At 72.1% G+C, this 26,793-nt stretch carries 18 protein-coding genes and 1 other RNA gene; 9 read left to right on the top strand and 10 right to left on the bottom strand.

What is annotated here, in order from left to right; genetic code table 11:
- Nucleotides 1-24: 24 nt before the first annotated feature.
- The 8 genes from SLINC_RS17815 to SLINC_RS17780 all read right to left on the bottom strand — a co-directional run bounded on the left by SLINC_RS17815 (nucleotide 25) and on the right by SLINC_RS17780 (nucleotide 15,869).
- On the bottom strand, nucleotides 25-1,284 hold the full coding sequence (locus tag SLINC_RS17815) for a hypothetical protein (RefSeq protein WP_067433697.1): 1,260 nt from the start codon (nucleotides 1,282-1,284) through the stop codon (nucleotides 25-27).
- The gene (locus tag SLINC_RS17810; RefSeq protein ID WP_067433694.1) at nucleotides 1,281-3,518 is read right to left on the bottom strand and encodes a bifunctional glycosyltransferase/CDP-glycerol:glycerophosphate glycerophosphotransferase; all 2,238 of its coding nucleotides are present in this window, start codon (nucleotides 3,516-3,518) and stop codon (nucleotides 1,281-1,283) included. Before SLINC_RS17810 ends, SLINC_RS17815 begins: the two co-directional genes overlap by 4 nt.
- 1 nt (nucleotide 3,519) lies before the next feature.
- A complete protein-coding gene (locus SLINC_RS17805) occupies nucleotides 3,520-5,721 on the bottom strand; it encodes a bifunctional glycosyltransferase/CDP-glycerol:glycerophosphate glycerophosphotransferase (RefSeq protein ID WP_067433691.1) in 2,202 nt (733 codons plus the stop codon).
- 145 nt (nucleotides 5,722-5,866) lie between these two features.
- A complete protein-coding gene (locus SLINC_RS17800; RefSeq protein WP_079164584.1) occupies nucleotides 5,867-8,209 on the bottom strand; it encodes a bifunctional glycosyltransferase/CDP-glycerol:glycerophosphate glycerophosphotransferase in 2,343 nt (780 codons plus the stop codon).
- A gap of 154 nt (nucleotides 8,210-8,363) precedes the next feature.
- Nucleotides 8,364-9,278 carry a carbohydrate ABC transporter permease gene (locus SLINC_RS17795; RefSeq protein WP_067433688.1) on the bottom strand — a complete coding sequence of 305 codons (915 nt, stop codon included), beginning with the start codon at nucleotides 9,276-9,278 and terminating at the stop codon, nucleotides 8,364-8,366.
- Nucleotides 9,275-10,618 carry a carbohydrate ABC transporter permease gene (locus tag SLINC_RS17790; RefSeq protein WP_079164583.1) on the bottom strand — a complete coding sequence of 448 codons (1,344 nt, stop codon included), beginning with the start codon at nucleotides 10,616-10,618 and terminating at the stop codon, nucleotides 9,275-9,277. Before SLINC_RS17790 ends, SLINC_RS17795 begins: the two co-directional genes overlap by 4 nt.
- A 4-nt stretch (nucleotides 10,619-10,622) precedes the next feature.
- Entirely contained in the window at nucleotides 10,623-11,987 is a 1,365-nt protein-coding gene (locus SLINC_RS17785) for an ABC transporter substrate-binding protein (RefSeq protein ID WP_067433683.1), read from the bottom strand.
- A 222-nt stretch (nucleotides 11,988-12,209) separates the two neighbouring features.
- Nucleotides 12,210-15,869, bottom strand: coding sequence for an FHA domain-containing protein (locus SLINC_RS17780; RefSeq protein WP_067433676.1), 3,660 nt, complete (start codon nucleotides 15,867-15,869; stop codon nucleotides 12,210-12,212).
- A gap of 455 nt (nucleotides 15,870-16,324) precedes the next feature.
- Here SLINC_RS17780 and SLINC_RS17775 point away from each other — a divergent pair, with 455 nt between their 5' ends.
- The 4 genes from SLINC_RS17775 (at nucleotide 16,325) to SLINC_RS17760 (ending at nucleotide 21,607) form a co-directional block, all read left to right on the top strand.
- The gene (locus tag SLINC_RS17775) at nucleotides 16,325-17,956 is read left to right on the top strand and encodes a serine/threonine-protein kinase (protein WP_067433673.1); all 1,632 of its coding nucleotides are present in this window, start codon (nucleotides 16,325-16,327) and stop codon (nucleotides 17,954-17,956) included.
- Between the two features lie 131 nt (nucleotides 17,957-18,087).
- Nucleotides 18,088-19,335, top strand: a complete 1,248-nt coding sequence (locus SLINC_RS17770; protein WP_067433670.1) for a serine/threonine-protein kinase — start codon at nucleotides 18,088-18,090, stop codon at nucleotides 19,333-19,335.
- A 182-nt stretch (nucleotides 19,336-19,517) separates the two neighbouring features.
- Nucleotides 19,518-20,624 (top strand): peptide chain release factor 2, encoded by a 1,107-nt coding sequence (gene prfB / locus SLINC_RS17765; protein ID WP_067433667.1) that lies wholly within the window; start codon nucleotides 19,518-19,520, stop codon nucleotides 20,622-20,624.
- A 305-nt stretch (nucleotides 20,625-20,929) separates the two neighbouring features.
- On the top strand, nucleotides 20,930-21,607 hold the full coding sequence (locus tag SLINC_RS17760; protein ID WP_067433664.1) for a hypothetical protein: 678 nt from the start codon (nucleotides 20,930-20,932) through the stop codon (nucleotides 21,605-21,607).
- A 108-nt stretch (nucleotides 21,608-21,715) separates the two neighbouring features.
- On the opposite strand, the gene SLINC_RS17755 is transcribed toward SLINC_RS17760, so the two are convergent.
- Nucleotides 21,716-21,913 (bottom strand): hypothetical protein, encoded by a 198-nt coding sequence (locus tag SLINC_RS17755; RefSeq protein WP_067433661.1) that lies wholly within the window; start codon nucleotides 21,911-21,913, stop codon nucleotides 21,716-21,718.
- A 259-nt stretch (nucleotides 21,914-22,172) separates the two neighbouring features.
- Here SLINC_RS17755 and ftsE point away from each other — a divergent pair, with 259 nt between their 5' ends.
- From ftsE to ssrA, 5 genes are all read left to right on the top strand, one after another.
- Nucleotides 22,173-22,862, top strand: a complete 690-nt coding sequence (gene ftsE, locus SLINC_RS17750) for a cell division ATP-binding protein FtsE (protein WP_067433658.1) — start codon at nucleotides 22,173-22,175, stop codon at nucleotides 22,860-22,862.
- A gap of 38 nt (nucleotides 22,863-22,900) precedes the next feature.
- On the top strand, nucleotides 22,901-23,818 hold the full coding sequence (gene ftsX / locus SLINC_RS17745; protein WP_067433655.1) for a permease-like cell division protein FtsX: 918 nt from the start codon (nucleotides 22,901-22,903) through the stop codon (nucleotides 23,816-23,818).
- A gap of 68 nt (nucleotides 23,819-23,886) precedes the next feature.
- On the top strand, nucleotides 23,887-25,059 hold the full coding sequence (locus SLINC_RS17740) for a S41 family peptidase (protein WP_079164582.1): 1,173 nt from the start codon (nucleotides 23,887-23,889) through the stop codon (nucleotides 25,057-25,059).
- Nucleotides 25,060-25,146: 87 nt separating this feature from the next.
- Nucleotides 25,147-25,689, top strand: a complete 543-nt coding sequence (gene smpB, locus SLINC_RS17735; protein ID WP_067433652.1) for an SsrA-binding protein SmpB — start codon at nucleotides 25,147-25,149, stop codon at nucleotides 25,687-25,689.
- 98 nt (nucleotides 25,690-25,787) lie between these two features.
- Nucleotides 25,788-26,174, top strand: a transfer-messenger RNA (tmRNA) gene (ssrA, locus tag SLINC_RS17730).
- Nucleotides 26,175-26,266: 92 nt separating this feature from the next.
- Here the strand turns inward: ssrA and SLINC_RS17725 are convergent.
- Complete coding sequence (locus SLINC_RS17725; protein WP_067433649.1) at nucleotides 26,267-26,788, bottom strand: hypothetical protein; 522 nt, start codon at nucleotides 26,786-26,788, stop codon at nucleotides 26,267-26,269.
- Nucleotides 26,789-26,793: the final 5 nt, after the last annotated feature.

Here is a 26,793-nt window from a genome sequence, read left to right as displayed (position 1 = left end):
ATGGGGTCAACGGCATGACCTCCATCACCTCAACGAGTGAGCCCGATCGGGGGGTCCCTGGGCCGGCAGGAGGACCCGCTCCCGTGCGACCCGCTCCAGCAGCAGCGGCACCCCCACGACCGGCAGCAGCCACGCCAGCACGATCAGCCGCCCGCCCCAGATGGTGATGTCCGGATGCGCGGCCTGGGTGAGGATCCCCGTGCCCGCCGCCGCGACCAGGAAGGCGCCGAAGACGGGCCGGCGCAGCGCGCCCCACGCCCCGGCCGCGAGCGCCGCGACGAACAGCGGCTCCCAGAGCTGGCGGCGCAGCCACTCCACCCAGAAGGTGAACTCCAGGTGCAGGAACTCCCGCCAGGGACGCGTCCGGTCGGGACGGGTGAAGTGCCCGGTGAGCAGGTCCTGGAGGCTCTCCGACTCCGACGGATAGCGCAGCGCCCGGGCCAGCAGCACCGTCCCGAGCGCACCGGCCAGACCCACCGCGACGATCGCCCCCACCCCGCGCCCGCCCCGCCGCCGGGCGAGCAGCACGGCGCCCGCCCCGGCCAGGCACAGGCCGAGGAACAGCGCCTGCGAGTGCTTCACCGAGAACAGCGCCAGCAGTGAGCCGCCGATCAGCGCGAGCCCGGACCGGAGCCGGTGCGCGTGCAGCACCAGCGCGCAGCCCCACACCGCGACCAGCGTCGCCGCCAGCAGCAGCCCCTCCGTCATCGGCCGCATGGCGGTCGTCCCGCACGGCAGCACGTAGTACAGCGCCTGGCCGGTCAGCGCGAGGGGCACCGGCACGGACAGCGTGCGCAGGATCAGATACACCAGGACCCCGCCCGCGACCGTGATCACCACCCCGGCCGCCCACACCCCCCACTTCATCCCGAACACGGTCAGGAACGGCACCAGGAACGCCGGATACCCGGGCCGCACCTCGAAGATCCGCATGAACCGTTCCGGCATGAACGGCACCGTGTGCCCACCGGTCTGCCCGGCCCGCAGCCGCGCCTCCACCCCCCGCCACTCCGCCGCCCGGCACGACTCCTCGACCCGCCGGGTGGGGCTCGGCGCGCGGAAGCGGATCACGTCGACGCTCTGGTTGCGGCGCGCGATCGACGCCCGGCCCGCGCAGGCGTAGTCGATGGTGACGGCGGCCGCCTCCCGCTTGCCGTCACCGCGCAGACTCAGGGCGTACGACAGGTAGTTCTTGGTGTCGGGGGTGTCCCGGCCGGCGATGTTCGCGAGCTGGAGCACGGCGAACACCGCGGCCAGGACCAGCACCCAGGTGCGCGGCCTCACGAGGAGGTCAGCAGGTCGCGGTCGGCGCTGGGCATCGCCGGCGGCTCCTCGGCCGTCGGAGGCCCGGGCACCCACCCGTCCTCCCCGAGCAGCACGGTCCGTACGACGCGTTCGGCGGCGTGGCCGTCGTCGTACTCGCCGAACCGGTCCCGGAAGACGGCCCGCAGTCGCGCCGACTCCTCGTCCCGCCAGGTCCCGGAGGCCAGCAGCCAGGCCAGTTCCCGGTAGGAGCGCGAGACATGGCCCGGGGGCTCGGCGGCGAGGTCGAAGTAGACGCCCCGGCTCGCCGCGTACGCGCCCCAGTCGTCGGCGTGGACGACGATCGGCCGGTTCAGCAGGGCGTAGTCGAACATCAGGGACGAGTAGTCGGTGACCAGGAGGTCGGCGGCCAGCAGCACGTCCTCGACGTGCGGTTCGCCGGTCGCGTCGACCAGGACCCCGCGCCGGTGCAGCTCGGCCAGGCCGAGGCCGCGCGCGGGACCGGCGGCGAGGCCGGGGTGGAGCCGGACGACGAGGGTGTGCCCCTCGCCCAGGTCCTCGGCGAACCGGGCCAGGTCGAACCGGTCGACATGGCCGCCCCGGCGGTAGTCGCGGCGGGTCGGGGCGTACAGCACGACCGTGTGGCCGGCCGGGATGCCGTGCCGGAGCCGGAAGGCGGCCCCGCGCTCGCCTCCGCCGCCGACCAGGACGTCGTTGCGCGGGCTGCCCGTCCGCAGCGAGGTGAAGTGGCACGGGTACGCCCGCTCCCACACCAGCTCGGAGTGCCGGTTGGCGACCAGGCTGTAGTCCCAGCGGTCGGCGCGGCGCAGCAGCTGCGGCACGTCGAGGCCGAGCCGGGCACCGGGCTTGTCCAGCAGGTCGGCGCCCATGTACTTGAGCGGGGTGCCCCGGTGGGTGTGGATGTGGACACTGCCCGGACGCTTGGGCAGGCCGCCGGGCCAGTTGACGTCGTTGACGAAGTACATGGCCCGCGCGGCCAGCCGGTGGTGGCGCGGCGAGTTGAGGACCACGTGCTCGACGTCCGGCGGCAGCAGGCCCGCCGTCGCCGCCTCCTCCTCGTCCCGCACCACCCACACCCCGCGCAGCCGGGGCGCGATCTCCCGTGCCTTGCGGTGGATCGCGGCCGGGTCGCCGAGGACACCCCGGTGCGAGGAGGCCGCGTACAGGACGAGGTCCGGGTCCAGCGGGCGGTGGGCCGCCACCACGGACCGTCCGCGCGCCGCCCGTACCGCCGCCGCCCCGCGTACCTGCCCGGCGCGCCGCCCGAGCTCCCGGCCCGCCCGCCCCGCCTGCCGCTTGACCCGGTACGCCGCGTAACCGCCCTCCAACACCCGCAGTTCGGGCGGGACCACGGCACCGGCCGGCTTGTGCTCGCGGAACAGCTCGGCCGTACGGCGGAAGAACTCGCCCTTGTCGGACGAGGGCAGCCGGTCCGGCTTGGAGAGGATGTCCAGACAGTGCTCGCCCATCTTGGTGTGCAGGTAGGGGCGCCAGCTCGCGAGAGCGGGGCGGGAGTCGAGGAACGCGAAGACCCGCTCGTACTGGTCGTGGATGTCGAAGTGCTTGCGGCTGGTGGTGGACAGGATGTTGCCCTGGCGGCGCTGGCGGTAGTTCAGGCAGATCCGGTCGAGCGTGGCGATCCGCTCCGCGCTGAGCATCACCGGGAACGTCCAGGGTGTGTCCTCGTAGTAGCCCGGCGGGAAGGTGAAGCCCTCCCGCTCGACGAAGTCACGGCGGTAGACCTTGTTCCACACCACCATCAACAGGTCGAGGATCTCGGGGCGTTCGGCGGCCGTGAAGGTGCCCTCGGCGGCCTGGGCGAGCAGGTGGGCCAGGACGTTGCGGCGGGTGCCGCCCCACCAGTGGGTGCGGGCGTAGTCGAAGACCAGCACGTCCGGGTCGGCGCTCTCCGCCAGCCGGTCGGCCATCGCGCGCAGCGCGCCCGGGGTGAGGGTGTCGTCGCTGTCGAGGAAGAACAGGAAGTCGCCCGTGGCGTGGGGCATCCCGGCGTTGCGGGCGCGGCCGAGACCGACGTTCTCCGGCAGGTGCAGCACCCGGACGCGCTCGTCGCCCGCCGCGTACTCGTCGAGGATCGCGCCGCAGCCGTCCGGCGAGCGGTCGTCCACGGCGATGACCTCGATGTCCCGGTAGGACTGCTCCAGGACCGAGTCGAGGCACTCACGCAGAAAGCCCTGCACCCGGAAGACGGGCACGATGACGCTGAAGCGGGGCACGTCAGCTCCTCACGAGGGTCGTCGCGGCGGGGGCTGGCACCCGCTCGGCGAGGGGGATCACCGGCGGGATCGCCTCGGGCGGCTCACCCAGCAGCACCCGCCGTACGACGCGTTCGGCGGCCCGTCCGTCGTCGAACTCGCAGAACCGCGTCCGGAACGCGGCCCGCGCGGCCGCCGACTCCGGGCCCCGCCAGGAGCCGTCGCGGAACACCCGCGCCAGTTCCTCCGGGGTGCGGGCCACCGGGCCCGGCGGCGCCGCGAGCAGGTCGAAGTAGACGCCCCGGGTCTCCCGGTAGACCTCCCAGTCATCGGCGTACACGACGATCGGGCGGTCCAGGTTGGCGTAGTCGAACATGATCGAGGAGTAGTCGGTGACCAGCGCGTCGGCGGCCAGGCAGACGTCCTCCGAGGAGCGGTGCGAGGTGACGTCGATGATCCGGCCGGTGGCCCGGGAGAGCCCGCGGTCGTAGAAGTAGTGGGCGCGCAGCAGCACGACCACGTCCGGTCCGGCCTCCTCGCAGAACGCCTCCAGGTCCAGGGCGGTCTCGAAGCCGGTGTGGTGGTCGCGGTGGGTGGGCGCGTACAGCACGGCCGTGCTGCCCTCGGGGACGCCCAGCTCGCGCCGGACGCGGGTCACGTCCTCGCCGGTCGCCGTGCAGTAGACGTCGTTGCGCGGATAGCCGTACTCCAACTGCTCGTACGAGCCGGGGAAGGCCCGCTCCCACATCTCGGTGGAGTGACGGTTGGAGGAGAGGTTGTAGTCCCAGCGGTCCACGCGCCCCAGGAGCCTGGCGAAACTGCCGGTCGTGGCGGCCACCACCGGGTACGTCGACTGGTCGACGCCCATCTTCTTCAGCGGCGTGCCGTGCTGGGTCTGGAGGTGCACGCTGCCGCGGCGCTTGACCACGCCCTCCGCGAAGTTGGCGTTGTTGATCAGGTACGTGGCGCGGGCCAGGACCTCCCAGTAGCGGCGGCCGCCGATCACGGCGTAGTCGACTCCCTCGGGCATGGCGTGCGCCTGGTCCGGCTCGACCAGGAACACCGAGCGGATGTGGGGGGCCAGTTCGCGGGCCTTGGCGTGGATCGCGGCCGGGTTGCAGGCGTAGCCGCGGCCCCAGTACGCGCAGTACACGGCGAGGTTCGGATCCAGGGGGCGGCTCAGATGGCGGCGGTACAGGAGGCGGGTGCGCAGGCCGCGGGGGCGCGGGACGGCCTCGATCGCCCTCGCCGCCTTCTGGTTCGCGCCGCGCAGCGCCCGGAACGCGGTGTACGCCCCGGACGCGAGCAGCCGGTGCTGCACGCCCAGGCTGCCGCCCGGCGGCCGGTACCCGGCGGGGCGGTGACGCCCGTACAGGCGGCTCGCCCGGCGGAAGAAGGCGCGGCGCCGCGAGCCCAGCCGGCGCGGGTGCGCGGCCGTCTTCAGGATCGCGGCGAAGAGCTGCTCGAACAGCTCCTTGTACCGCTCCCCGGACAGCCCTTCCTCCACGGCCCGCGTCAGCAACGCCTCCGCCTGGTCCAGGAGTTCGACGTGGTGCTCGCCCGGCAGGCTCAGGCGGCTGCCCTGCCGGCGCACCAGATGCCGTACGACGACCGCGCGCAGCACCGCGACGCGCTCGGCGCGCAGGGCGCTCAGGCCGGCGAAACCGATGTCCGTGAAGTGGCCGTCGGGGAAGGCGAGCCGGTGTTCGGCGACGAACGCCCGACGGTAGGCGGCGCTCCACGCGGGCAGCCGGACGCCGGTCACGTGCGGGGCCTCCTCCGGCGAGAACGCGCCCTTCGGTGTCCTCGCGAGCACCTTTGCCGCCGGGTTGGTGGGTTCGCCCTCCCACCACGGCGTCCGCTCGTGCTCGAAGTGCAGCACGTCGACGTCCCCGGTCGCGTCGAGCCGTGCGGCCAGCTCCGCCAGCGCCCCCGGTACGAGCACGTCGTCGCCGTCGAGGAACAGCAGATACGCGCCGGTCGCCGCCCGCGTCCCGGTGTTCCGCGCCCCGGCCGGTCCCGCCGACGGCGGCGAGTGCACCGGGGCCACCCGGGAGTCCCGGCGGACGTACCCGGCGACGACGTCCGCGGCCGGGGACTGAGGGCCGTCGCAGACCGGGATCAGCTCGAAGTCGCCGAAGGACTGGGCGAGGACCGAGTCCAGTGCCAGGGACAGCCGCCCCACGACCCCATGGGACGGCACGATGATGCTGAAGCGGGGCATTCTGCTCTTTCTGTCGGTGTTCCCGGGGCGACGTCAGACACCGTGGCGGCCGGGCCGTCCCGCCGGACGCCAGGTGTGGGGCCGGGTCGGGGTGGGCCGCGAGGGACTGGAGGGCATGACGAACTCCCCGGTGCGGGATCGGCGTTCAGACGCGGTCGGTGAAGACGCCTTCGCTGAAGACGCGCTCGCTGAAGACGCCCTCGGTGAAGCCGCCGTCGACGAAGGCGTCCTCGGGAAAGGCGCGCTCGCCGGCCGCCGACAGCTCGGTGGGCTGCGGGGAGTGCGCGAGCGACGCGGCGGCGGAGGGCACCGGGCGGCGCTCGTCGAGTGGGATCACCGGCGGCAGCGCCGACTCGTCCTCGCCCAGCACCACACGGCGTACGACCCGCTCGGCGGCGCGGCCGTCGTCGTACGGGCAAAAACGCGTCCGGAACGCGGCGCGCAGCTGGGCCGAGCGGGAGCCGCGCCAGTGGCCGGTGGCGAAGATGTCGATCAGCTCGTCCTCGGTGCGCGCGACCGCGCCCGGCGGGAAGGACCGCAGGTCGAAGTAGGTGCCCCGGGCCGCCTCGTACGCCTGGCGGTCCTCGGCGTGGATCACGATCGGGCGGTCCAGGTTGGCGTAGTCGAACATGATCGAGGAGTAGTCGGTGACCAGGGCGTCCGAGGCCAGGCAGAGCTGCTCGACGCTCGGGTGGCCGGTGACGTCGACCACCCGGGCCGCACCCCGGGCCAGGGGGGTGCCGTGGACGGGGTGGGCGCGGGCCAGCACGACGAAGCGGGGGCCGAGGCGGCGCAGGACGCGCTCCAGGTCGAGGCCGGGCGGCTGGGCGCGGCGGTAGTCGCGGTACGTGGGCGCGTACAGGATCGCCACCGAGCCGTCGGGGATGCCGAGGGACTCCCGCAGCCGGGCCACGTCCGCCGGCGTGGCCTGCTGGAAGACGTCGTTGCGGGGCTGGCCGTGGCAGAGCGAGCGGTAGGTCCCGGGGAAGACGCGCTCCCAGGTCAGGGCGGAGTGGCGGTTGGCGGACAGGACGTGGTCCCAGGTGTCCACCGAGCGCAGCATGAGGCCGAAGTCCGTCTCCCGGGCGGCGGCCGGGCGCTCGTGGAGGTCGAGGCCCATGTGCTTGAGCGGGGTGCCGCGCTGCGTCTGGACGACGATCTGGCCGGGCCGCTTGACCTGCCGGGGGCCGAAGTCGGCGTTGGTCACCAGGTACTTGGAGCGGGCCAGCGCCGTCCAGTACGCGGCCGTGCCCGGGGTGATGCGGCGGGTGGCCGTCGGGATCGTGTGGTGGTGCTCGGGGCGGGCGATCCACGCCGTGCGGATGTGCGGCGCGAAGGTGCGCAGCGCGGTCTCCAGGGCGCCCGGGTTGCAGCCGTGCCCGAGACCGCCGTACGCGGCGAACACGGCCCGGTCGGCACGTACCGGCAGCCGGAGCTGGACGCGGTAGTGCGCCCGCAGGGCGACGGACCGCAGCGCCCTCAGCAGACCCGCGGCGGCCCTGCCGGTGCGGCGGCGCAGTGCCGCGGCGCCCCGCACCGCGCGGAAGGTGTGGTGCAGACCCAGCCGGACCAGGGTGTGCCTGAGGCGCGAGCGCACCGGGACGGGGTGGCCCGGGGCGCGGTACCGGCGGCAGTGGGCGCGGGCGGTGCGCAGGAACTCGGCCCGCAACGCGCGCGGCAGCCGGTCGTGGCGCGCGAACACCGTCGCCAGGTGCTCGACCATGCGGCGGAACAACACCGGGCGCCAGGAGGCGAGTTCGGGGTGGGCGTCGAGATGCGCGAAGAGCCGGTCGTACTGCTCGAAGACGTCGAAGTGGTCGCGGCCGGCGGTGCCGGGGACGGTGCCCGGCCGGCGCTGCCGGTGGTGCACGCACACCCGGTCCAGCGTCGCGATCGACTCGGCGCCCATCAGGACCGGGTACGTCCACGGGACGTCCTCGTAGTACCCGGGCGGGAACGCGAAGCCGCCCTGCTCGACGTACTCCCGGCGGTACGCCTTGTTCCAGGCCGCCGTCACCAGGTGCAGCAGCCCCGGGCGGTCCTCCAGCCGGAAGGGGGCCGGGCCCTGCTCGGTGAGCTGGACGGCCGCCTGGTTGCGGACGGTCCCGCCGTTCCAGTGGGCGTGCGCGTAGTCGTACACCAGGACGTCCGGCTCGCCCGTCTCCTTCAGCCGGTCCGCGATCGACCGCAGCGCGTGCGGGGTGAGGGTGTCGTCGCCGTCCAGGAACAGCAGATAGTCACCGCTCGCCTCGGCCGCCCCGGCGTTGCGTGCCCGGCCCCGCCCCAGGGTCTCGGGAAGATGGACGGCCTTCACGCGCGGGTCACGGGCCGTGAACTCGTCGATGATCGCGCCGCAGGCGTCCGGCGAACCGTCGTCGACCGCGATCAGCTCCAGATCCGGATACGACTGGGACAGCACCGATTCCAGGCACTCGTGCAGGTACGCCTGAACCTGGTACGCGGGGACGATGACACTGAACCTGGGCAAGGGACATCCAAGGGTCGTCGCGGGCGTTCTGCCCGGGAACGCCCGATGGGGCCAGTTGGTTACGCTCCGTACGGCATACGGGGGATTGTCGGTTGAACGGAAAGGGGCGGGCCGGTGGCGGCCCGCCCCTTCGTCGATCCTCTTGTCGTACGGACTACTTGACCGCCCCCGCCATCACCCCGGAGACGAACTGCCGCTGGAACGCGAAGAACACGGCCAGCGGGACCACCATGGAGATGAAGGCGCCGGGGGCCAGGACGTCGACGTTGTCGGCGAAGGCCCGCATCTGCGTCTGGAGCGCGACCGTGACCGGCTGGCTGTCGGCGTTGGAGAACACCAGCGCGATCAGCATGTCGTTCCACACCCACAGGAACTGGAAGATGCCCAGGCTCGCGATCGCGGGCCCGCCGAGCGGCATCACGACGCGGGCGAACAGCCGCAGTTCACCCGCACCGTCCAGGCGGGCCGCCTCCAGCAGTTCCTTCGGGATCTCGGCGAAGAAGTTCCGCAGCAGGAACACCGCGAAGGGCAGGCCGAACCCGGTGTGGAACAGCACCACGCCCATGATGGAGCCGAACAGGCCGATCTTGCCGAAGAGTTCGGCGACCGGGATCAGCGCCACCTGCACCGGCACCACCAGCAGGCCGACCACACCCAGGAACCACCAGTCACGGCCCGGGAACTCCATCCACGCGAACGCGTAGCCCGCGAGCGCGCCGATGACGACGACGAGGACCGTCGCCGGGACCGTGATCAGTACGGTGTTGAAGAGCGAGTTGGTGATGTCGCTGTTCTGGAGGAGCTTGTCGTAGCTCTCCAGGGTGAGTTGGGACGGCTTGCTGAAGACCTCCCACCAGCCGCTGGCCGTCATCTCCTGCGGTGGACGCAGCGACGAGATCAGCAGACCGATCGTCGGGACCAGCCAGAACAGGCCGACGACGATGAGGAAGATCCGGACCGCGCCCCCGCTGACGGCTTCCGCCAGCCGTGAGCCGACCGACTGCTTGGCCTTGACCTCCGTGGTGCTCGGTGGTGCCGCTTTGGTGAGACTGCCGGCGTCCGCTGTCATCGCCGCACCTCCCGCCTGAGCCTGCGGATGTTGAACCACATGACCGGAATGACGAGCAGGAGCAGGAACACCGAGATGGCGCTCGCGACGCCCGGCTGGTCCTCCGAGAAGCCCTTGCGGTACAGCTCCAGCGCGAGGACGTTGGCGTCGTCCTGCGAGGAGCCCGGGGCGATGATGAAGACCAGGTCGAAGATCTTCAGGACGTTGATCATCAGGGTGACGGCGACGACCGCGAGGACCGGTGCCAGCAGGGGGACCGTGACGCGGCGGAACACCTGCCACTCGGTCGCGCCGTCGACACGGGCCGCCTCCAGCAGCTCACGCGGGATGCCCGCGAGCCCGGCCGCGATCAGCACCATCGCGAAACCGGCCCACATCCAGACGTACGAGCCGATGATCGCCGGGGTGACCAGGGACGGGCCGAGCCAGTCCAGGCCGTTGTACGGCTCCTTGAAGTTGCTCGCCGGCAGCCGCAGTTGCGCGCCGTCGGCGGAGGCGGGCAGCGTGAACGTGCCGTCGGCGGCGGCCTCCGTCGAGGCGACGACCTTGCCGTCCCTGACCGCCTCGATCTTCATCCCGGGGTAGCCGAACTCGGACGCGTCGACGCCGCCGAGCTTGCCGACCCCCTTGCCGCGGGTGAAGTCCTGCCAGGTCGTACCGGTGATCTTGCCCGGGTCGGCCTGCGGGGCCGCGGCGGCCTTCGCGCCGTCCGGCATCTGGTCGGGGGCGACACCCACCATGGGGAGGGTGACGGCCTCCCCCGTGCGCACGGGCTCCTTGGTCACGAAGCCGCCGCTCTGCGCCACCAGCGGCGACTCGCGGCCCGGGTGGGCCTTGGGGAACGCGGACGACTCGGCGAAGGTGTCGTGGATGCCCACCCACACCGCGTTCGCGAACCCCTTGTCCGGGTCCTGGTCGTAGACCAGCCGGAAGATGATGCCCGCCGCAAGCATCGAGATCGCCATCGGCATGAAGACGACCAGCTTGAACGCCGTTCCCCAGCGCACCCGTTCGGTCAGCACCGCGAAGATCAGACCGAGCGCGGTGGCGACCGTCGGGGCGAACACCACCCAGATGATGTTGTTCTTCAGCGCCGTACGGATGCCGTCGTCGGTGAACAGCGCCTCGTAGTTGTCGAATCCGGCGAAGCCGCTGCCCGACTGGTTGTAGAAGCTGCGGATCAGCGAGTACCCGATCGGGTAGACCACGAGCGCGCCCAGCAGCACGAGAGCGGGCAGCAGGAACAGCACTGCCACGCTCTTGCGGGTGCCGGTCACGCTCTTGCGCGACTTGGGTGCGGCAGGGGTCGGTGGGCCCCCTGCCGCCGTGGCGGACGTCATGCCCTCAGCCTCCGTAGGCGGCCGCCGCGTCCGCCTCCAGCCTCTGCTGGGTGCCCGCGATGTCCTTCGGGTTGTTCAGGAAGTCCTGGAGCGCCTTCCACTCGCCCTTGCCGGGCGTCCCGCCGAAGGCCTGCGGGGCCTGGTCGGACATGTCGAAGCGGAAGTCGTCACCCGAGTCGATCAGCGCCTTGGCGATCTTCTGCTGCACCGGGTTCGGATACACCGAGTTGTCCACGCTCTTGTTCGGCGAGAGGTAACCGCCCAGCTTCGCCTGGATCGTCGCCGCGTCCGGGGAGGCCAGGAAGGTGGCCAGCGCCTGCGCCGCCTCGGAGTCCTTCAGGATCACGGCCGCGTCGCCGCCGGAGACCACGGGAGCCGTGTCACCCACCGCGGGGAACGGGAACACCTTCGCGTCCGTGCCCACCTTCGCCCCGGCCGTACCGATGTTGACCTGCGCGAAGTCACCCTCGTAGACCATGCCCGCCTTGGGCTGGTCACCGCCCTTGAAGGTCTGGGTGACCGAGGCCGGGAAGTCCGTCTGGAGCGCGCCGGTGGCGACGTAGTCCTTCTTGCCCCAGACCTGGGCCAGGGTGGTGAGCGCGTCCTTGACGGACGGGTCCGTCCACTTGATCTCGTGCTTCGCCAGCTGGTCGTACTTCTCGGGTCCCGCCTGCGAGAGATAGACGTTCTCGAACCAGTCGGTCAGCGTCCAGCCCTCGGCGCCGCCGACGGAGAACGGCGTGACACCGGAGTCGTACACCGTCTGGGCGGTGGTGAGCAGTTCGTCCCAGGTCTTCGGCTCGGTGGCGCCCGCGTTCTCGAAGACCTTGGCGTTGTACCAGATCAGCGACTTGTTGGCGGCCTTGTAGTACACGCCGTACTGCGTGCCGTCGACCTTGCCGATGTCCTGCCAGCCCTGCGAGTAGTTCTTGGCGAGCTCGGCCTTGGCCGCGGTGCCGATCGGCTTGGCCCACTTCCTGTCGACGGCCTGCTTGATGGCGCCGGGCTGCGGCAGCATCGCGATGTCCGGCGGCTGGCCGCCCGCGATCTTCGAGCCGAGGAAGTTGACGATCGGGTCCTGCGCGGGCACGAAGGTCACCTTCGCACCGGTGCGCTTCTCGAACTCCGCGAGGACCTTCTTGAAGTTGGCCTGCTCCGCGCCGGACCAGACGGCGGCGATCTCCAGGCTCTTGCCGTTCAGCTTGGGCAGGGTGACGGTGGTGCCGGTCTCGGTGCCACCGGTCGCGCCGTTGTCGCCGCTCTTGTCGTCGTCGCCGCCGCACGCGGTGAGCGAGAGGGCTCCCGCGAGGAGGACGGCCACGGTGGGGATGACCCTGCGTGTCCGGTATGTGCTGCTCGTGCTGCGCATCACGACCCCGTTCTTCGTGCCTCGTCGAACGTTGGAGCGCTGTCCCGTGCGGTCTGGTCTACGCCTGGGGAGTTGTGGTCGGCAAGGGCGCGTCCGCTGTCAAGGCCGGGATCGTGATCCGCCTGTGACCAGGTGCCGCGTGTCGGCGCGACCGTCTTCGGGGGCTGCCGCCCCGCGGCCGTCCCCGGGGGCCGCCGCCCCCGGGCCGGGAGGAACTCTCCGTCACAGCAGCGACGGTACCTCCGCCGCCGACACCTCGCGCGCCGCGCGCTCCAGGGCGCTGGCCAGGAGGGCCAGGTCGGTCGGGCCGTTGCCCAGTTCCCGTACGGGGCGGCGGGCCGGAGGATCACCCATACGGTCCCACTCCAGGGGGACCACCGTGGGGCGGAGGGTCGCGGTGCGGGGGATACGGCCCGTGACACGGCCGCCCTGGAAGGGGGTCGTACGGCCGTCGGCCCAGGACAGGCGGCCGCGGCCGGGGGCCGGTTCGTCCGGGCCGGGGGTCGGCGCGTCGAGGGTGACACGCAGGCAGGCGCGCTTGGCGAGCTCCGACTCGGCCGTACGGCCCCCGGTGGTGGCCGCGGCGACGAGGTGCACGCCGAGGCGCTCGCCGTCGCGGGCCACGGCCTCCAGCGCGCGTATCACCGAGCCCGCCGCGGGCCTGCCCGGGGAACCCAGCGCGGGGGAGACCAGGGCGTCCAGGTCGTCCACGACCACGACCAGCCGGGGGAGCGGGGGTGCCGTCTCCGTCCGGCGGCGGGCCGCCGCGGGGCGCAGCCGGATGGTCGAGCTGGGCGGGGTGTCCAGGTCACCGGTGGTGTCCCCGCCCACGCCGGCGGACATGCCGCGGGCCGCCGTGCTCCGCTGGGAGACCAGGCGGCCCGAGACCTCACGGCCGGTGTGCCATTCGGCGAAGTCGGACCGCCCGAGCAGCTCCGCGCGCCGCTTCAGCTCGGCGCTCAGGGACTGGGCGAACTCCCGCATGCGCACCGGGTCGTTGGCAGTGAGATGGGTCGTGACATGCGGTACGTCCGTACAGACGCGCAGGCCCTCGCCGTGTCCGCCGCCGTCCGTGCCCACGCTGTCCCGGCCGTCCATCAGCACGACGCTCAGCCGGTCGGGGCGCTCGGCGGCGGCGAGCGAGGCGACGAGGGCGCGCAGCAGTTCGGTACGGCCGCTGCCCGAAGGGCCCTCGATCAGCAGATGCGGGCCCTCGGCCGTGAGGTCCGCGCAGACCGGGCCGCGCGGTCCGGCGCCGAGCACCGCCCGGGCACGGCCGCCCAGCGACTCGGTGTCGTCGGCCGCGTCCGCCCAACGGGCCATCAGGGACGCCGGGGTGGCCCGGGCCAGCCCCAACTCGTCCAGCAGCCGGGCCGCCTGGGGCAGCGGCGCCGACACGCGCGTGTGCCGCTCACCGGTGGCGCCCTCGGTCCGCAGCGGTGCCAGCGCCCGCGCGAAGCGCTCCGCCCAGGCGAGCGAGACGGCGTCCACCGCGGCGACGGTGCCGTGGCCGACGGGGCCGGAGCGGAGGGTGTCGGCGGGGGCCGACGCACCGGCCGTCCCGGCGGGCTCCGCGCCGGTGCGGGCCACCCGCATCAGGCGCAGGGCCGTCGCCACGTCTCCGCTGAGCAGCGCCACGGCACCGCACTCCCGGAACGCCGGGACCGCCGCGCAGGCCGCCTCGTACGTCTCGGTCACCGGTGACGCGGGTGACGCGGGCGCGGTCTCGGCGAGACACACGACATGGATCCCGGCCCGGGGGCCCTCCAGGGCCAGCCGCGCCACCGCCTCCCGCACGGCGGCGCCGCCGGGGTCGCCGTCCACGACGACCACGGTGTACGGGCCCGTGAAGCCCCCGGTCGGGTCCTCCGCGTCGTCGTCCCTGGCCCAGGAGGGGCGCCTGGCCGACGGGCGGGGGGTGACCGCGGTCTGCCGCTCGGGCCGGGCCGCCCCTCCCGCGTCCGCCAGCTGGTCCTCCAGACGGCGGAGGAGCTCGTCGGTGCGGGCCGTGGCCTGTTCGCGGTCGTAGGCGAGGAGCAGCCGGCAGTCCTGGCCGTGGCCCGGGCGGACATGGGGGAGCCAGCCGAGCCAGGACCACTCGGCGGTGCGCTCCTGGAGCGGGCGGGAACGGTCCGTGCTGATCAGCACGACTTCCAGGGCGTCCGGGGAGTGCAGAGCGGTGAGCTGGGCGACGGCCGCGCGGGCCAGCCCGGCGAGCCGCGCGCGCGGTCCGGCGAGCCCCAGCGCCCCGGCCTCACGGAGATCCGCGGTCACGGGCACGGCCGGCAGCAGACCCGAGCCGTCGGGCGCGGCACGGTCGGCGGTGCCCAGCCGGATGGTGAGCGCCTCCTTGTGGCCCGGGGCGCGTTCCCACAGGCGCGGTCCGGGGCCCAGGGCCGTCAGCAACAGGGCCGCCGGGTCCGGCCAGGTCTCGGGCGCCTGGCTCGGGGCGGCCGGGGGTGCGGCCGCCGCCTCCTCGTGCGCGCCGCTGCCGTTCTCGTCGTACGCCCCAGCGGCGGCCGGGTCCGGCTCGCCGCGCCCGCCGGTCAGCCGTCGCGCCCACGCCGAGAGCCCACCGCGCTTGCGCACGCCCTGCGGTACGTCGGTGCCCCGCAGCGGGGTGCCTTTGCGCCGGCCGGTCTCCGCGGAGGCCGCGCTGTCCGCGCCGTCGTCGGCCCGGCCCGGCTGAGCGGGTGGGGCACTGCCGGGGGCCGGTCGGCTCGGGTCGGCCGCTGTGGGGCCGCCGAGTGCTTGGCCGTGAGGGTCGGTCGCCGAAGAGCCGCCCGACGTCCGTTCGCCGTCCCTGGGAGCCGCTGGGCCGCCGCCGGGTGCGCTCGGCCCGGTCACGCCGAACCGGCCGGCGTGGGTCGCCCCGCTGTCGCCGGAACCGGTGCTGGTCCTGGTGTTGGTGCCGTAACCCTGCCGGGGTACGGCCGGCCGTGCGCCCCGTGCCTCGATCCGCGGGGCGCCGCCCTGGCCCGGGACGACGGGCGCTGATGCGGCGGAGCCGTGGCCCTGGGCGTCGGAGGTGGCCGCGGAGGTGCCCCAGCCCGCGGTGCCGTAGGTGTGGTGGGTCCGGTCCGAAGGGCGGTCGGGTGCGGTGGCGGGTGTCGGCGCGGGGCCGTCGGTGACGGTGCCGCCGGGCCTGCCGCCCGCTCCGGCTTCCTTGCCGCTCTCGCTGCCCTCGCCGTCCGGAACCGTCTCCACGCGCACGTGCCCCTCGCCGTCCGGCGCCGTGGGCACGCGGGCCCCCGGACCCCCGGTCGGCGCCAGCCGTAGCGCCGACTCGCCGATGCGGAGCAGCGCGCCCGGGGTGAAGCGGACCGGGCGGGTGCCCACGCGGGTGCCGTCCAGGGTGGTGCCGTTGGTGGAGTCGAGGTCGGCGACCGAGACGCGGCCGTCGGCGCCGACCGTGACCGCGCAGTGCAGGCGGGAGACGTCCGGGTCGTCGAGCGGGACGTCGGCGTCGGCGGAACGGCCGATGTGGATCTGGCCGCCGTGCAGGAGATGCACCCCGCCCGCGTCGGGGCCGGCGATCACATGGAGCTGGGTGGGGGCGTCGTCGAGCTCGGGATGGGCCTCGGGCTCGCCCGGGGCGCCCAGGGACAGCACGGCGCCGTCGATCAGCGGGGGTTCGCCGAGGGTGCAGCGCTGGGTGTCGAGGCGCTCCTCGGCGACGTGGAACACGACCTGTCCGCCGCCGCGTTCGGACTCGCCCGCGCGGGAGGTGCCCCCGCCGGAGACCGCCGAGGCGAGCGCCGACGCGACCGCGGCCAGGGCGGTGCCCGCGGGCGCGGTGACCAGCACGTCACAGCTCGCGGCCCGGCCCGACACCGGATCAGGGGGGCCCAGCGGGTCTATGACGGTCAGCCGGATCTGCATCGCCGTCAGGGGTCCCTTCCGCACGGGCGCCCGAACGGGACGGAGCCACTCCGCGGTCCCCCACCGCGGACTTCCCCCACCGCCACGAGCACATCGGCCAGTACTGGAGGCATCCTCGCACCTGCCACTGACAACGCGCCCGCCGCCCGGCATCAAATGATCTTGATTGGTCGGCTCTGCCCGCAAAAGTGCCTGACCGGTGGCGCACTCGTGACCGCTTGAGATCGGTCACGTCCGCCCCTGGCAACCAAGCCGACCGAGCCGAGCGTCTTTCCTTCGAACGGGGACGGGAACCGGTACGTAAGACGCTCAGAAAGGCGACAAGCCGCCGTCGCGCGCGACGGCACTACAGTGGGTCGGAATACTCGGAATACTCCGAGTGCACGGAATACTCGGAGTACACGGACAGTCGGAACACAAGGCATGCAGCAGGCAAGCAGCAGGGAGTGCATGACGTGCGGCCGGTAGGCAGCAAGTACTTCCTCGAGGAGCCGATCGGACGCGGCGCCACGGGGACCGTGTGGCGAGCCCGTCAGCGCGAGGCCGCCGGCGCCGAGGCGGCCGTGCAGGGCCAGCCCGGGGAGACCGTCGCGATCAAGGTCCTCAAGGAGGAGCTCGCGAGCGATCCCGACATCGTCATGCGGTTCCTCAGGGAGCGCTCCGTCCTGCTCCGCCTGACCCACCCGAACATCGTGCGGGTGCGCGACCTGGTGGTCGAGGGCGATCTGCTGGCCCTGGTCATGGACCTCGTCGAGGGCCCCGACCTGCACCGCTACCTGCGCGAGAACGGCCCCTTCAGCCCGGTCGGCGCCGCGCTGATGACCGCCCAGATCGCCGACGCGCTCGCCGCCAGCCATGCCGACGGCGTCGTCCACCGCGACCTGAAGCCCGCCAACGTCCTGCTGAGGCAGTACGGCGGCCAGCTGCACCCGATGCTGACCGACTTCGGCATCGCCCGTCTGGCCGACTCACCCGGACTGACCCGCACCCACGAGTTCGTCGGCACGCCCGCGTACGTCGCGCCCGAGTCCGCCGAGGGCCGGCCGCAGACCTCCGCCGTCGACGTCTACGGCGCCGGCATCCTGCTGTACGAGCTGGTCACCGGCCGTCCGCCGTTCTCCGGCGGCTCCGCCCTTGAGGTCCTGCACCAGCACCTGAGCGCCGAACCGCGCCGCCCCTCCACGGTCCCCGGCCCGCTCTGGACGGTCATCGAGCGCTGCCTGCGCAAGAACCCGAACGAGCGGCCCAGCGCCGAGAACCTCGCCCGCGGCCTGCGTACGGTCGCCGAGGGCGTCGGCGTGCACGCGAACTCCGCGCAGATCGCCGCCGCGGAGAGCGTCGGCGTCCTGCTCGCCCCCGACCCGGCCCCGGCGGCCGTCCCGGGCATCCCCGGCGCCGCCGACCCGACCCAGGTGCTGCCGCACGGCGCGGGCGCCTACGACCCGAACGCCGCGACCAGCGTCATGCCGCACACCGGCGGCCCGTCCGGCGCGGCCGACCCCACCGCCGTCATGCCACCGGTCCCGCCCGGGCAGCCCGGACAGGGGGGCCCCGAGGACCCGCACCCCTGGCAGAACCAGCTTCGCGCCGCCCGCGACCGCAACGAACAGACGCAGGTCCAGTACCTCGACCCGAACGAGGACCCGCTGCGCCGCCGCCCCCAGCGGCAGGTCGCCCGCCCGCAGCAGCGGCCCCAGCAGCGCCCGCCGCAGCGACCCCAGCAGGGCTACGGCCATCCGCAGCAGCAACAGCCCCAGCAGTACGCCGCACCGCAGCAGCAGCCCCGGCAGCAGCCGCAGCCGCAGCGGTACGCGCCGCCGCCCCAGCCGGAGCCGCGGCGGCCCGCGCGCGAGCCCCGTGAGCCGCGGCAGCGCAGCGCCAACCGGATGAAGATCCCGGGGCTCGGCTGCCTCAAGGGCTGCCTGTTCACGATCGTCATCCTGTTCGTCGCGAGCTGGCTGGTCTGGGAGCTGAGCCCGCTCCAGGACTGGATCGGCACGGGCAAGGGCTACTGGGACCAGCTCGGCGACTGGTTCAGCACGGTGTCCGGATGGTTCGAGAAGGTGGGCGGCGGCTCCTCCCAATAGTTCGCCCCAGTGGCTTTCAGTGGCGAGCTTGGGGATTTGTCGACACCGGGCGGGTGATTTCCGTCTCCGCGGTGAAGGTTGGCTCTTCCGACGCGTACTTTTAAGCGCAACACGCGTCTGTAGGAGCAGCCTTGGCACGGAAGATCGGCAGCCGGTACACCGCTCACCAGATCCTGGGGCGGGGCAGTGCCGGCACGGTGTGGCTGGGTGAGGGGCCCGAGGGGCCCGTCGCCGTCAAGCTGCTGCGCGAGGACCTCGCGTCCGACCAGGAACTCGTCGGCCGCTTCGTGCAGGAGCGCACGGCACTGCTCGGCCTGGAGCACCCGAACGTGGTCTCCGTACGGGACCTGGTGGTCGACGGCAACGACCTCGCGCTCGTCATGGACCTCGTCCGGGGCACGGACCTGCGTACCCGGCTCGACCGCGAGAAGCGGCTCGCCCCCGAGGCGGCGGTCGCGATCGTCGCGGATGTCGCGGACGGGCTGGCCGCCGCGCACGCGGCCGGGGTCGTGCACCGCGACGTCAAGCCGGAGAACGTACTGCTGGACATGCAGGGGCCGCTGGGCCCCGGCGGGTCGCACCCGGCGCTGCTGACGGACTTCGGCGTGGCGAAGCTGATCGATTCGCCGAAGCGGACGCGCGCCACGAAGATCATCGGTACGCCGGACTATCTGGCGCCGGAGATCGTCGAAGGGCTGCCGCCGCGGGCCTCGGTCGACATCTACGCGCTGGCGACCGTGCTGTACGAGCTGCTGGCCGGCTTCACCCCGTTCGGCGGCGGGCATCCCGGCGCGGTCCTGCGCCGCCACGTCACCGAGACGGTCGTGCCCCTGCCCGGCATCCCCGACGAGCTCTGGCAGCTCGTCGTGCAGTGCCTCGCCAAGGCGCCCGCCTCCCGGCTGCGCGCCTCCGAGCTGGGGGCGCGGCTGCGGGAGCTGCTGCCGATGCTGGCCGGGATGCCTCCGCTGGACGTCGACGAGCCGGACACCGAACCGGATGAGGACGCGGCGGACGCGGCGGAGGCGGCGCCCTCCGAGCCGGCGGCCTCCTCGCGGGTACGGCGGGGGGCCGTGCCTCTGGTGCCTGGCGCGAAGCCCGCCGACTCCAACCGGGACACGCATACGTCGATGAGGGTGCCGGCGCCGGACGAGCTGGCCGGGGGCGCGCGCGGGACGGCGCGGGCGCCGCGGGCCTCCGGGGCGCCGCGGCCCGGCTCCGCGCGGAACCGGGCGGCTACTCGGCGGCGACGGTTGGCGCTCGGGGCGGGGGCGGTGGCTGTCGTCGCCGCGATCGGTATCGGGACGTGGGCGGCCACGTCTGGTGATGATGCCGGGGCGACTCCCCAGGACACGAAGAACTCGGCTCCGCCGTCACCGTGACTGCCCGGTGGAGGCCGGCGTGGGCCTTTCTCGCCCCCGCCGCCCCTACCCGTCCCATCCCTGGGGCTGCCGCCCCCAGGGGGCTCTGCCCCCTGGACCCCCGCTCCTCAAACGCCGGAGGGGCTGAATTCAGCGACCCATGCTCGGCGAAGCTTCGTTGCCGTAGCCGTTAGGCTGGAGGTGTGGCAGTCGTCGATGTATCCGAAGAGCTCAAGTCCCTCTCCTCGACCATGGAGTCGATCGAGGCCGTTCTGGACCTCGACAAGCTGAGGGCAGACATCGCCGTGCTCGAGGAGCAGGCGGCCGCGCCGTCCCTGTGGGACAACCCGGACGAGGCGCAGAAGATCACCAGCAAGCTGTCCCACCTCCAGGCCGAGGTCAGGAAGGCGGAGGCGCTGCGCGGACGGATCGACGATCTCTCCGTGCTCTTCGAGATGGCCGAGGAGGAGGACGACCCGGACACCCGTGCCGAGGCCGAGTCCGAGCTCACCGCCGTCCGCAAGGCGCTGGACGAGATGGAGGTCCGGACGCTGCTGAGCGGTGAGTACGACGCCCGCGAGGCGCTCGTGAACATCCGCGCCGAGGCCGGCGGCGTCGACGCCGCCGACTTCGCCGAGAAGCTCCAGCGGATGTACCTGCGCTGGGCGGAGCAGAAGGGCTACAAGACCGAGGTCTACGAGACGTCGTACGCCGAGGAGGCCGGCATCAAGTCGACCACCTTCGCCGTGCAGGCGCCGTACGCCTACGGCACGCTCTCCGTCGAGCAGGGCACGCACCGGCTCGTGCGCATCTCGCCGTTCGACAACCAGGGGCGTCGGCAGACCTCCTTCGCGGGCGTCGAGATCCTCCCCGTGGTCGAGCAGACCGACCACATCGAGATCGACGAGTCCGAGCTGCGGGTGGACGTGTACCGGTCGTCCGGGCCCGGCGGCCAGGGCGTCAACACCACCGACTCCGCGGTGCGGCTGACCCACCTCCCCACCGGCATCGTCGTCTCCTGCCAGAACGAGCGCTCGCAGATCCAGAACAAGGCGAGCGCGATGAACGTGCTCCAGGCCAAGCTGCTGGAGCGGCGCCGCCAGGAGGAGCAGGCCGCGATGGACGCGCTCAAGGGCGACGGCGGCAACTCCTGGGGCAACCAGATGCGTTCGTACGTCCTGCACCCGTACCAGATGGTCAAGGACCTGCGCACCGATTTCGAGGTCGGTAACCCCGAGGCCGTTTTCAACGGTGAGATCGAGGGATTCCTGGAGGCCGGCATTCGCTGGCGCAAGCAGCAGGAGAAGTAGGTTTGTCGACAAGGCAACCGCCGCCCACCGGGCGGCGGTTGCCTTGTGTGCGCCCGGTTCCATGCTCGATGTCTGGGTTTTACGTCACACTCACACACTCCATCTCCCGGCAAAGATCCCGAAGGTGGACATTGCGCGCGCAATGGCCTTGACGTTGCTTTGAAAAATGGGAAAGGTGACGCTCGGCATGCGTATCTCTGGGGCGCATGTGAACCGGGGGATCTGAAAAGCAGTTGTCTCCCCCCGTCGATCACGGCCCCCGAGCGCCGCCTCATTGACGATGAGCTACTGGGGGTAGCAACCACATGACGAAGAAGACGCGGATCCGGATCGCGCGCATAGCCGCCGGTGCCGTGATCGCCGCCGGCGCCTCGCTGACCGCTGCCGGCGCTGCTTCCGCGCTGGAGATCGGTGTGAGCGTGGGCGAGAGCGGGGTCGGCGTGAACGTCGACACCGGCCTCGGCGACGGTGACCCGACCGACCCGACCGACCCGGGTACGGGCATCCCGACCGAACCCAACGACCCGCCGACCACCCCGCCGGTCACCGAGGACCCCACGGACCCCACGGACCCGACGACTCCGCCGGTCACCGAGGACCCGACCGACCCGACGGACCCCACTGACGAGCCGACCGAGCCCACCGACGACCCGACCGACCCGGGCAACGGGAACGGCAATGGGAACGGCAACGGCAACGGTGGCGGTAACGGCAACGGCAACGCCGGTGGCGGCAACAGCAACACCAACCCCGACGGCGGCTCCGGCACCTCCGCCCAGGAGGAGGGCTCCTCGGCCCTCACCGACACCGGCACGGACACCTCGTCCGAGACGTCGGCCCAGGGCAGTGGCGCCGAGCTCGCCGAGACCGGTGCCGCGCAGACCACCTTCCTGGTGATCGGTGCCGCCACGATGATCGCCGGTGGTATCGGCTTCCGCATCCTGCCGCGCCTCGTGGGCGGCCGGGGTGGCGCCGCCGCCTGACGGTAACCGTCTGGTGACCCACCGTATGCGTGACGCACGGTGAAGGGCCCGGAGCGAGACTTCGCTCCGGGCCCTTCGTATGCCTTGTATGCCCTCGCGGACCGCGTGCTAGGCGGTCTGGTGCGCCAGCAGCGCCAGGGCGGCGATCAGGACCGCCAGCAATGCGATCAGCGCCATGGGGTTCAGCCCGGCGAAGGGGTTGTCCTGCTCCTGCTGCATCCGCGCGCGGTGGGCACGGCACACAGGGCACCTGCCCTCGCTCACGGGCGCCGCGCAGTTCGCGCACACCAGCCGGTCGTACGTCATGCGCCTCGCCCTCCTAGCACCGGTTCCACGTGTGTCAACGCTCTCGGAAGTCAGAACGTTCCCCTCCCCCTACTGTGCCAGGTTCCTCTGAGGGCTGCCTGTGCGCTCCCGAAGGGGGTGTGGATTGTCTCGCGGCCGCGGCCCCCGGGGTCGGCACAAATAGTCACATCCATCACGCAACCGCCACCGGTGCCTGCGCCGGTACACCCGGTTCGCGTATGGTCACGCTCATCTACCCCCGGCGACCCGTGGTGCATCCGTGATCCGATTCGACAACGTATCCAAGGTCTACCCCAAGCAGACCCGCCCCGCACTCAGGGATGTGTCCCTGGAAGTGGAGAAGGGCGAGTTCGTGTTCCTCGTGGGGTCCTCGGGCTCCGGAAAGTCCACCTTCCTGCGGCTGGTCCTCCGCGAGGAGCGGGCCAGCCACGGTCAGGTGCACGTCCTGGGCAAGGACCTCGCGCGCCTCACCAACTGGAAGGTGCCCCAGATGCGGCGCCAGTTGGGGACGGTGTTCCAGGACTTCCGCCTGCTGCCCAACAAGACGGTCGCCGAGAACGTGGCCTTCGCGCAGGAGGTCATCGGCAAGTCGCGCGGCGAGATCCGCAAGTCCGTGCCCCAGGTGCTCGACCTCGTCGGGCTGGGCGGCAAGGAGGACCGGATGCCCGGTGAGCTCTCCGGTGGTGAACAGCAGCGCGTGGCGATCGCCAGGGCCTTCGTCAACCGGCCGAAGCTGCTCATCGCCGACGAGCCCACCGGCAACCTCGACCCGCAGACCTCCGTCGGCATCATGAAGCTGCTGGACCGGATCAACCGGACCGGCACGACCGTGCTGATGGCGACGCACGACCAGAACATCGTGGACCAGATGCGCAAGCGCGTCATCGAGCTGGAGAAGGGCCGCCTCGTCCGCGACCAGGCACGCGGCGTCTACGGCTACCAGCACTGACGACCGGCATGCTCCACGGAAAGGCTTAACCAGACGCCATGCGCGCCCAGTTCGTACTCTCCGAGATCGGTGTCGGTCTCCGCCGCAACCTGACGATGACCTTCGCGGTCATCGTCTCCGTCGCCCTGTCCCTCGCCCTGTTCGGCGGGTCGCTCCTGATGAGCGACCAGGTCAACACAATGAAGGGCTACTGGTACGACAAGGTCAACGTCTCCGTCTTCCTCTGCAACAAGAGCGACGCCGAGTCGGACCCGAACTGCGCCAAGGGCGCGGTCACCGACGAGCAGAAGCAGGAGATCAAGTCCGACCTGGACAAGATGACCGTCGTCCAGACGGTGACGTACGAGTCGCAGGACGCGGCGTACAAGCACTACAAGGAGCAGTTCGGCGACTCCCCGCTGGCCGCCTCCCTCACGCCGGACCAGATGCAGGAGTCGTACCGCATCAAGCTGAAGGACCCGGAGAAGTACCAGGTCATCGCCACCGCCTTCGACGGGCGGGACGGCGTGCAGTCGGTGCAGGACCAGAAGGGCATCCTGGACAACCTGTTCGGGCTGCTGAACGGCATGAACTGGGCGGCGCGGGCGGTCATGGCGCTGATGCTGGTCGTGGCGCTGATGCTGATCGTCAACACGGTGCGCGTCTCGGCGTTCAGCCGTCGGCGCGAGACCGGGATCATGCGCCTGGTCGGTGCCTCGGGCTTCTACATCCAGGCGCCGTTCATCATGGAGGCCGCGGTCGCCGGTCTCATCGGCGGGACGGTCGCCTGCGGGTTCCTGGTGGTCGCCCGGTACTTCCTCATCGACCACGGCCTCGCCCTCCAGGAGAAGCTGAACCTCATCAACTTCATCGGCTGGGAAGCCGTCCTGACGAAGCTGCCGCTCATCCTGGCGACGAGTCTGCTGATGCCCGCGTTGGCCGCGTTCTTCGCGCTGCGCAAGTACCTGAAGGTGTGACGCACGCCAAGGGGGCCGTCCGGTCAACCGACCGTGGCGGCCCTTCGCGTTGTCCTAGACTCACCGGCATGTCAGGCCGAGACCTGTTCTGCCAGCCCCGCCGCATCCGCCGCGGGGCCGCCCTGACATTGGTCTTCGCGAGCGTGCTGATGGCCGGCGCGGCGACCGGTTCCCTCCCGGAGACCGACCGCCCCGGCCGGAAGACACCCGCCGACACCGGCCGCTCGACCGCCTCCGCCCACACCCACGAGGACGTGGCGCAGGCCGCCCAGGAGGCCATGGCCGCCGGCACCTCCCCCATGGAGGCCGCCGAACGCGCGGTCAGCCGCAGCGGGGACCGGTGGGGCGCCGTCTACTCCCCCGGGGAGTACGAGGAGTTCGAGGAGGCCCTCGACGGCCAGTACACCGGCGTCGGCCTGTGGGCGCGGCGCGGAGGGGACGGCCGTATCGAGGTGACCAGGGTGCGCTCCGGGTCGCCCGCGGCCGCCGCCGGGATCCGCAAGGGCGACCGGCTGCGCAGTGTCGACGGCAGGAAGGTCGACGGCCGTCCGGTCACCGACGTGGTCTCCTTACTGCGCGGTGACGCCACGGACGCGGCCGCCGGTACGCCCGTCCGGCTGGGCCTGGAGCGCGGCACGCGCGCGTGGCGGCTCACCGTGCGGCGGGCCCTGCTGTCCACGGACTCGGTCACCGTTCGCAGCCTCGCCGGCGGGATCACCGTCATCAGGATCGCCGCCTTCACCAAGGGCTCCGGCGACGCCGTCCGCACCGCGGTACGGCAGGCCCCGGCCGGTGCCGGGATCGTCCTCGACCTGCGCGGCAACTCCGGCGGTCTGGTCACCGAGGCCGTCACCACCGCCTCCGCCTTCCTCGACGGCGGCCTCGTCGCCACCTACGACGTCGAGGGCGACGAGCGCGCCCTGCACGCCGAACCCGGCGGCGACTCCACCAGACCCCTGGTCGCGCTCGTGGACGGCGGCACGATGAGCGCGGCCGAGCTGCTCACCGGCGCCCTCCAGGACCGCGGCCGCGCGGTCGTCGTGGGCTCCCGCACCTTCGGCAAGGGCTCGGTCCAGATGCCGAGCCGGCTGCCCGACGGCTCCGTCGCCGAGCTGACCGTCGGCCACTACCGCACCCCCTCCGGCCGCGGCGTCGACGGCCACGGCATCACGCCCGACCTGGAGGTCGAGCGCCAGGTGCTGGAGCGGGCCGAGACGGTACTGAGCGGTCTGGGGCAGTGATCCGCCCCCTGACCCGCCCCCCTGTTTAATGCGCTTCCCGTACACCCCCTCCGTAGTGCGAAAATGGACGGCACTATGAGCAAGGGAATGTACGTACCCAAGGAGTCCCAGCCGAAGCAGGGCGGGACGGCCGCCAAAGCCAGGGACGGCGAGAAGGGCGGCAAGCGCAAGATCGTCGCCCAGAACAAGAAGGCCCGGCACGACTACGCGATCATCGACACCTTCGAGGCCGGCCTGGTCCTCATGGGCACCGAGGTCAAGTCGCTGCGCGAGGGCCGGACCTCGCTGACCGACGGCTTCGTCCAGATCGACCGGGGTGAGGCGTGGCTGCACAACGCCCACATCCCCGAGTACCACCAGGGCAGTTGGACCAACCACTCCGCGCGCCGCAAGCGCAAGCTGCTGCTGCACCGCGAGGAGATCGACAAGCTGGAGGCCAAGGCCCAGGAGACGGGCCACACCATCGTGCCGCTGGCCCTGTACTTCAGGGACGGCCGGGCCAAGGCCGAGATCGCCCTCGCCCGGGGCAAGAAGGAGTTCGACAAGCGCCAGACCCTCCGCGAGAAGCAGGACCGGCGGGAGTCGGACCGGGCGATCGCGGCGGCGAAGCGGAAGGAGCGGGGCCGGTAGGTGGGGCGCCGGGAATACGCTGGCATCCACGTGCGTTGGTCACGTACGATGGGATCAAACACCGGCCACGGCCGGTGGGTGCATTGAAAACACAACATGGGGATGATCGGTTTCGACAGCGGCTGTCGAAGCAGGGGAAGCGTGTCGAGGAAGCGGCAATGATCTCGTAAACCATATGTCGCAACCAATAATCGCCAATACCAAGAGCGATTCCCGCGCCTTCGCCCTCGCTGCCTAATAAGCAGTGAGTGAAGGCCCTAACGGGTGTCAGACCGGGGATGTTCCCGACCCGGACCCTGGCATAATCTAGGGAACTAAACCATCGAGCCCGGTCACGGGGTTCGATGGGAAATCAAACAGTGACTGGGCCCGTCGGCGACTTGTTCGCGTGATCGCCGGGGCCGAGAAAATCGCAGCGAACTGCACACGGAGAAGCCCTGATTCCGCACCGTTGGACGCGGGTTCGATTCCCGCCATCTCCACTCACCCACACCGATGGGTACCCCATGTGGGCAAAGGCCCCGTCGCTTCGAGCGACGGGGCCTTCGTCATGTGCTCACGCGTTCCCGTGCGGGACTCAGCCGTGGACGAGCGGGGAGCCGAGGAGCTGGACGGTGGTGGCGCCCTTGCTGTCGCCGGCGATGTCGTAGACGACCGTGGAGTCCGAGGACCACCACACCTCGCCGTCGTACGTCGTGGACGGGGCGGCGCAGGTGTTCGCGGCCTCGATGGCGAACCACGAGTAGTTGGCGTTGACCAGCCGGGTCAGGTCACAGGTCTTGGAGGCCTCGACCACGTCGGCGCTGTCCTTGCCGGGTCTGGACTCCAGCCGGTTGGTGATCTTGAAGCTGGTGAAGCGGGTGGAGTTGTCCACCACCTGGTCGTCGATGATCTGCCAGCTCACGACCGAGTTGACGGTGATCTTCCCGGAGACCACCTTGGCCTCGTTGTCGACGTGGTACATCTGCTGCGGACGCGCGTCGGGGTAGACGACGTCGAAGGTGGTGCTCGCCGAGACGGCGGCGGCCGGGGAGGCGGTCAGGACGCCGGCGGCGAGAGCCGAGGCGGCGAGGCCGAGGACGGCCAGGGGCTTGCGCATGATGC

Origin of the sequence: Streptomyces lincolnensis (assembly GCF_001685355.1) — a bacterium.
GTDB classification, from domain to species: Bacteria; Actinomycetota; Actinomycetes; order Streptomycetales; family Streptomycetaceae; genus Streptomyces; species Streptomyces lincolnensis.
This window is presented reverse-complemented; position numbering and strand designations above follow the sequence as displayed.

Bases quoted from the DNA above. Each gene is read 5' to 3' on its own strand.
- SLINC_RS17805 (WP_067433691.1), bottom strand. From the start codon at position 5,721: ATGCCCCGCTTCAGCATCATCGTGCCGTCCCATGGGGTCGTGGGGCGG.
- SLINC_RS17795 (WP_067433688.1), bottom strand. From the start codon at position 9,278: ATGACAGCGGACGCCGGCAGTCTCACCAAAGCGGCACCACCGAGCACC.
- SLINC_RS17790 (WP_079164583.1), bottom strand. From the start codon at position 10,618: ATGACGTCCGCCACGGCGGCAGGGGGCCCACCGACCCCTGCCGCACCC.
- SLINC_RS17785 (WP_067433683.1), bottom strand. From the start codon at position 11,987: ATGCGCAGCACGAGCAGCACATACCGGACACGCAGGGTCATCCCCACC.
- SLINC_RS17780 (WP_067433676.1), bottom strand. From the start codon at position 15,869: ATGCAGATCCGGCTGACCGTCATAGACCCGCTGGGCCCCCCTGATCCG.
- SLINC_RS17760 (WP_067433664.1), top strand. From the start codon at position 20,930: ATGACGAAGAAGACGCGGATCCGGATCGCGCGCATAGCCGCCGGTGCC.
- SLINC_RS17755 (WP_067433661.1), bottom strand. From the start codon at position 21,913: ATGACGTACGACCGGCTGGTGTGCGCGAACTGCGCGGCGCCCGTGAGC.
- ftsX (WP_067433655.1), top strand. From the start codon at position 22,901: ATGCGCGCCCAGTTCGTACTCTCCGAGATCGGTGTCGGTCTCCGCCGC.
- SLINC_RS17740 (WP_079164582.1), top strand. From the start codon at position 23,887: ATGTCAGGCCGAGACCTGTTCTGCCAGCCCCGCCGCATCCGCCGCGGG.
- smpB (WP_067433652.1), top strand. From the start codon at position 25,147: ATGTACGTACCCAAGGAGTCCCAGCCGAAGCAGGGCGGGACGGCCGCC.
- SLINC_RS17725 (WP_067433649.1), bottom strand. From the start codon at position 26,788: ATGCGCAAGCCCCTGGCCGTCCTCGGCCTCGCCGCCTCGGCTCTCGCC.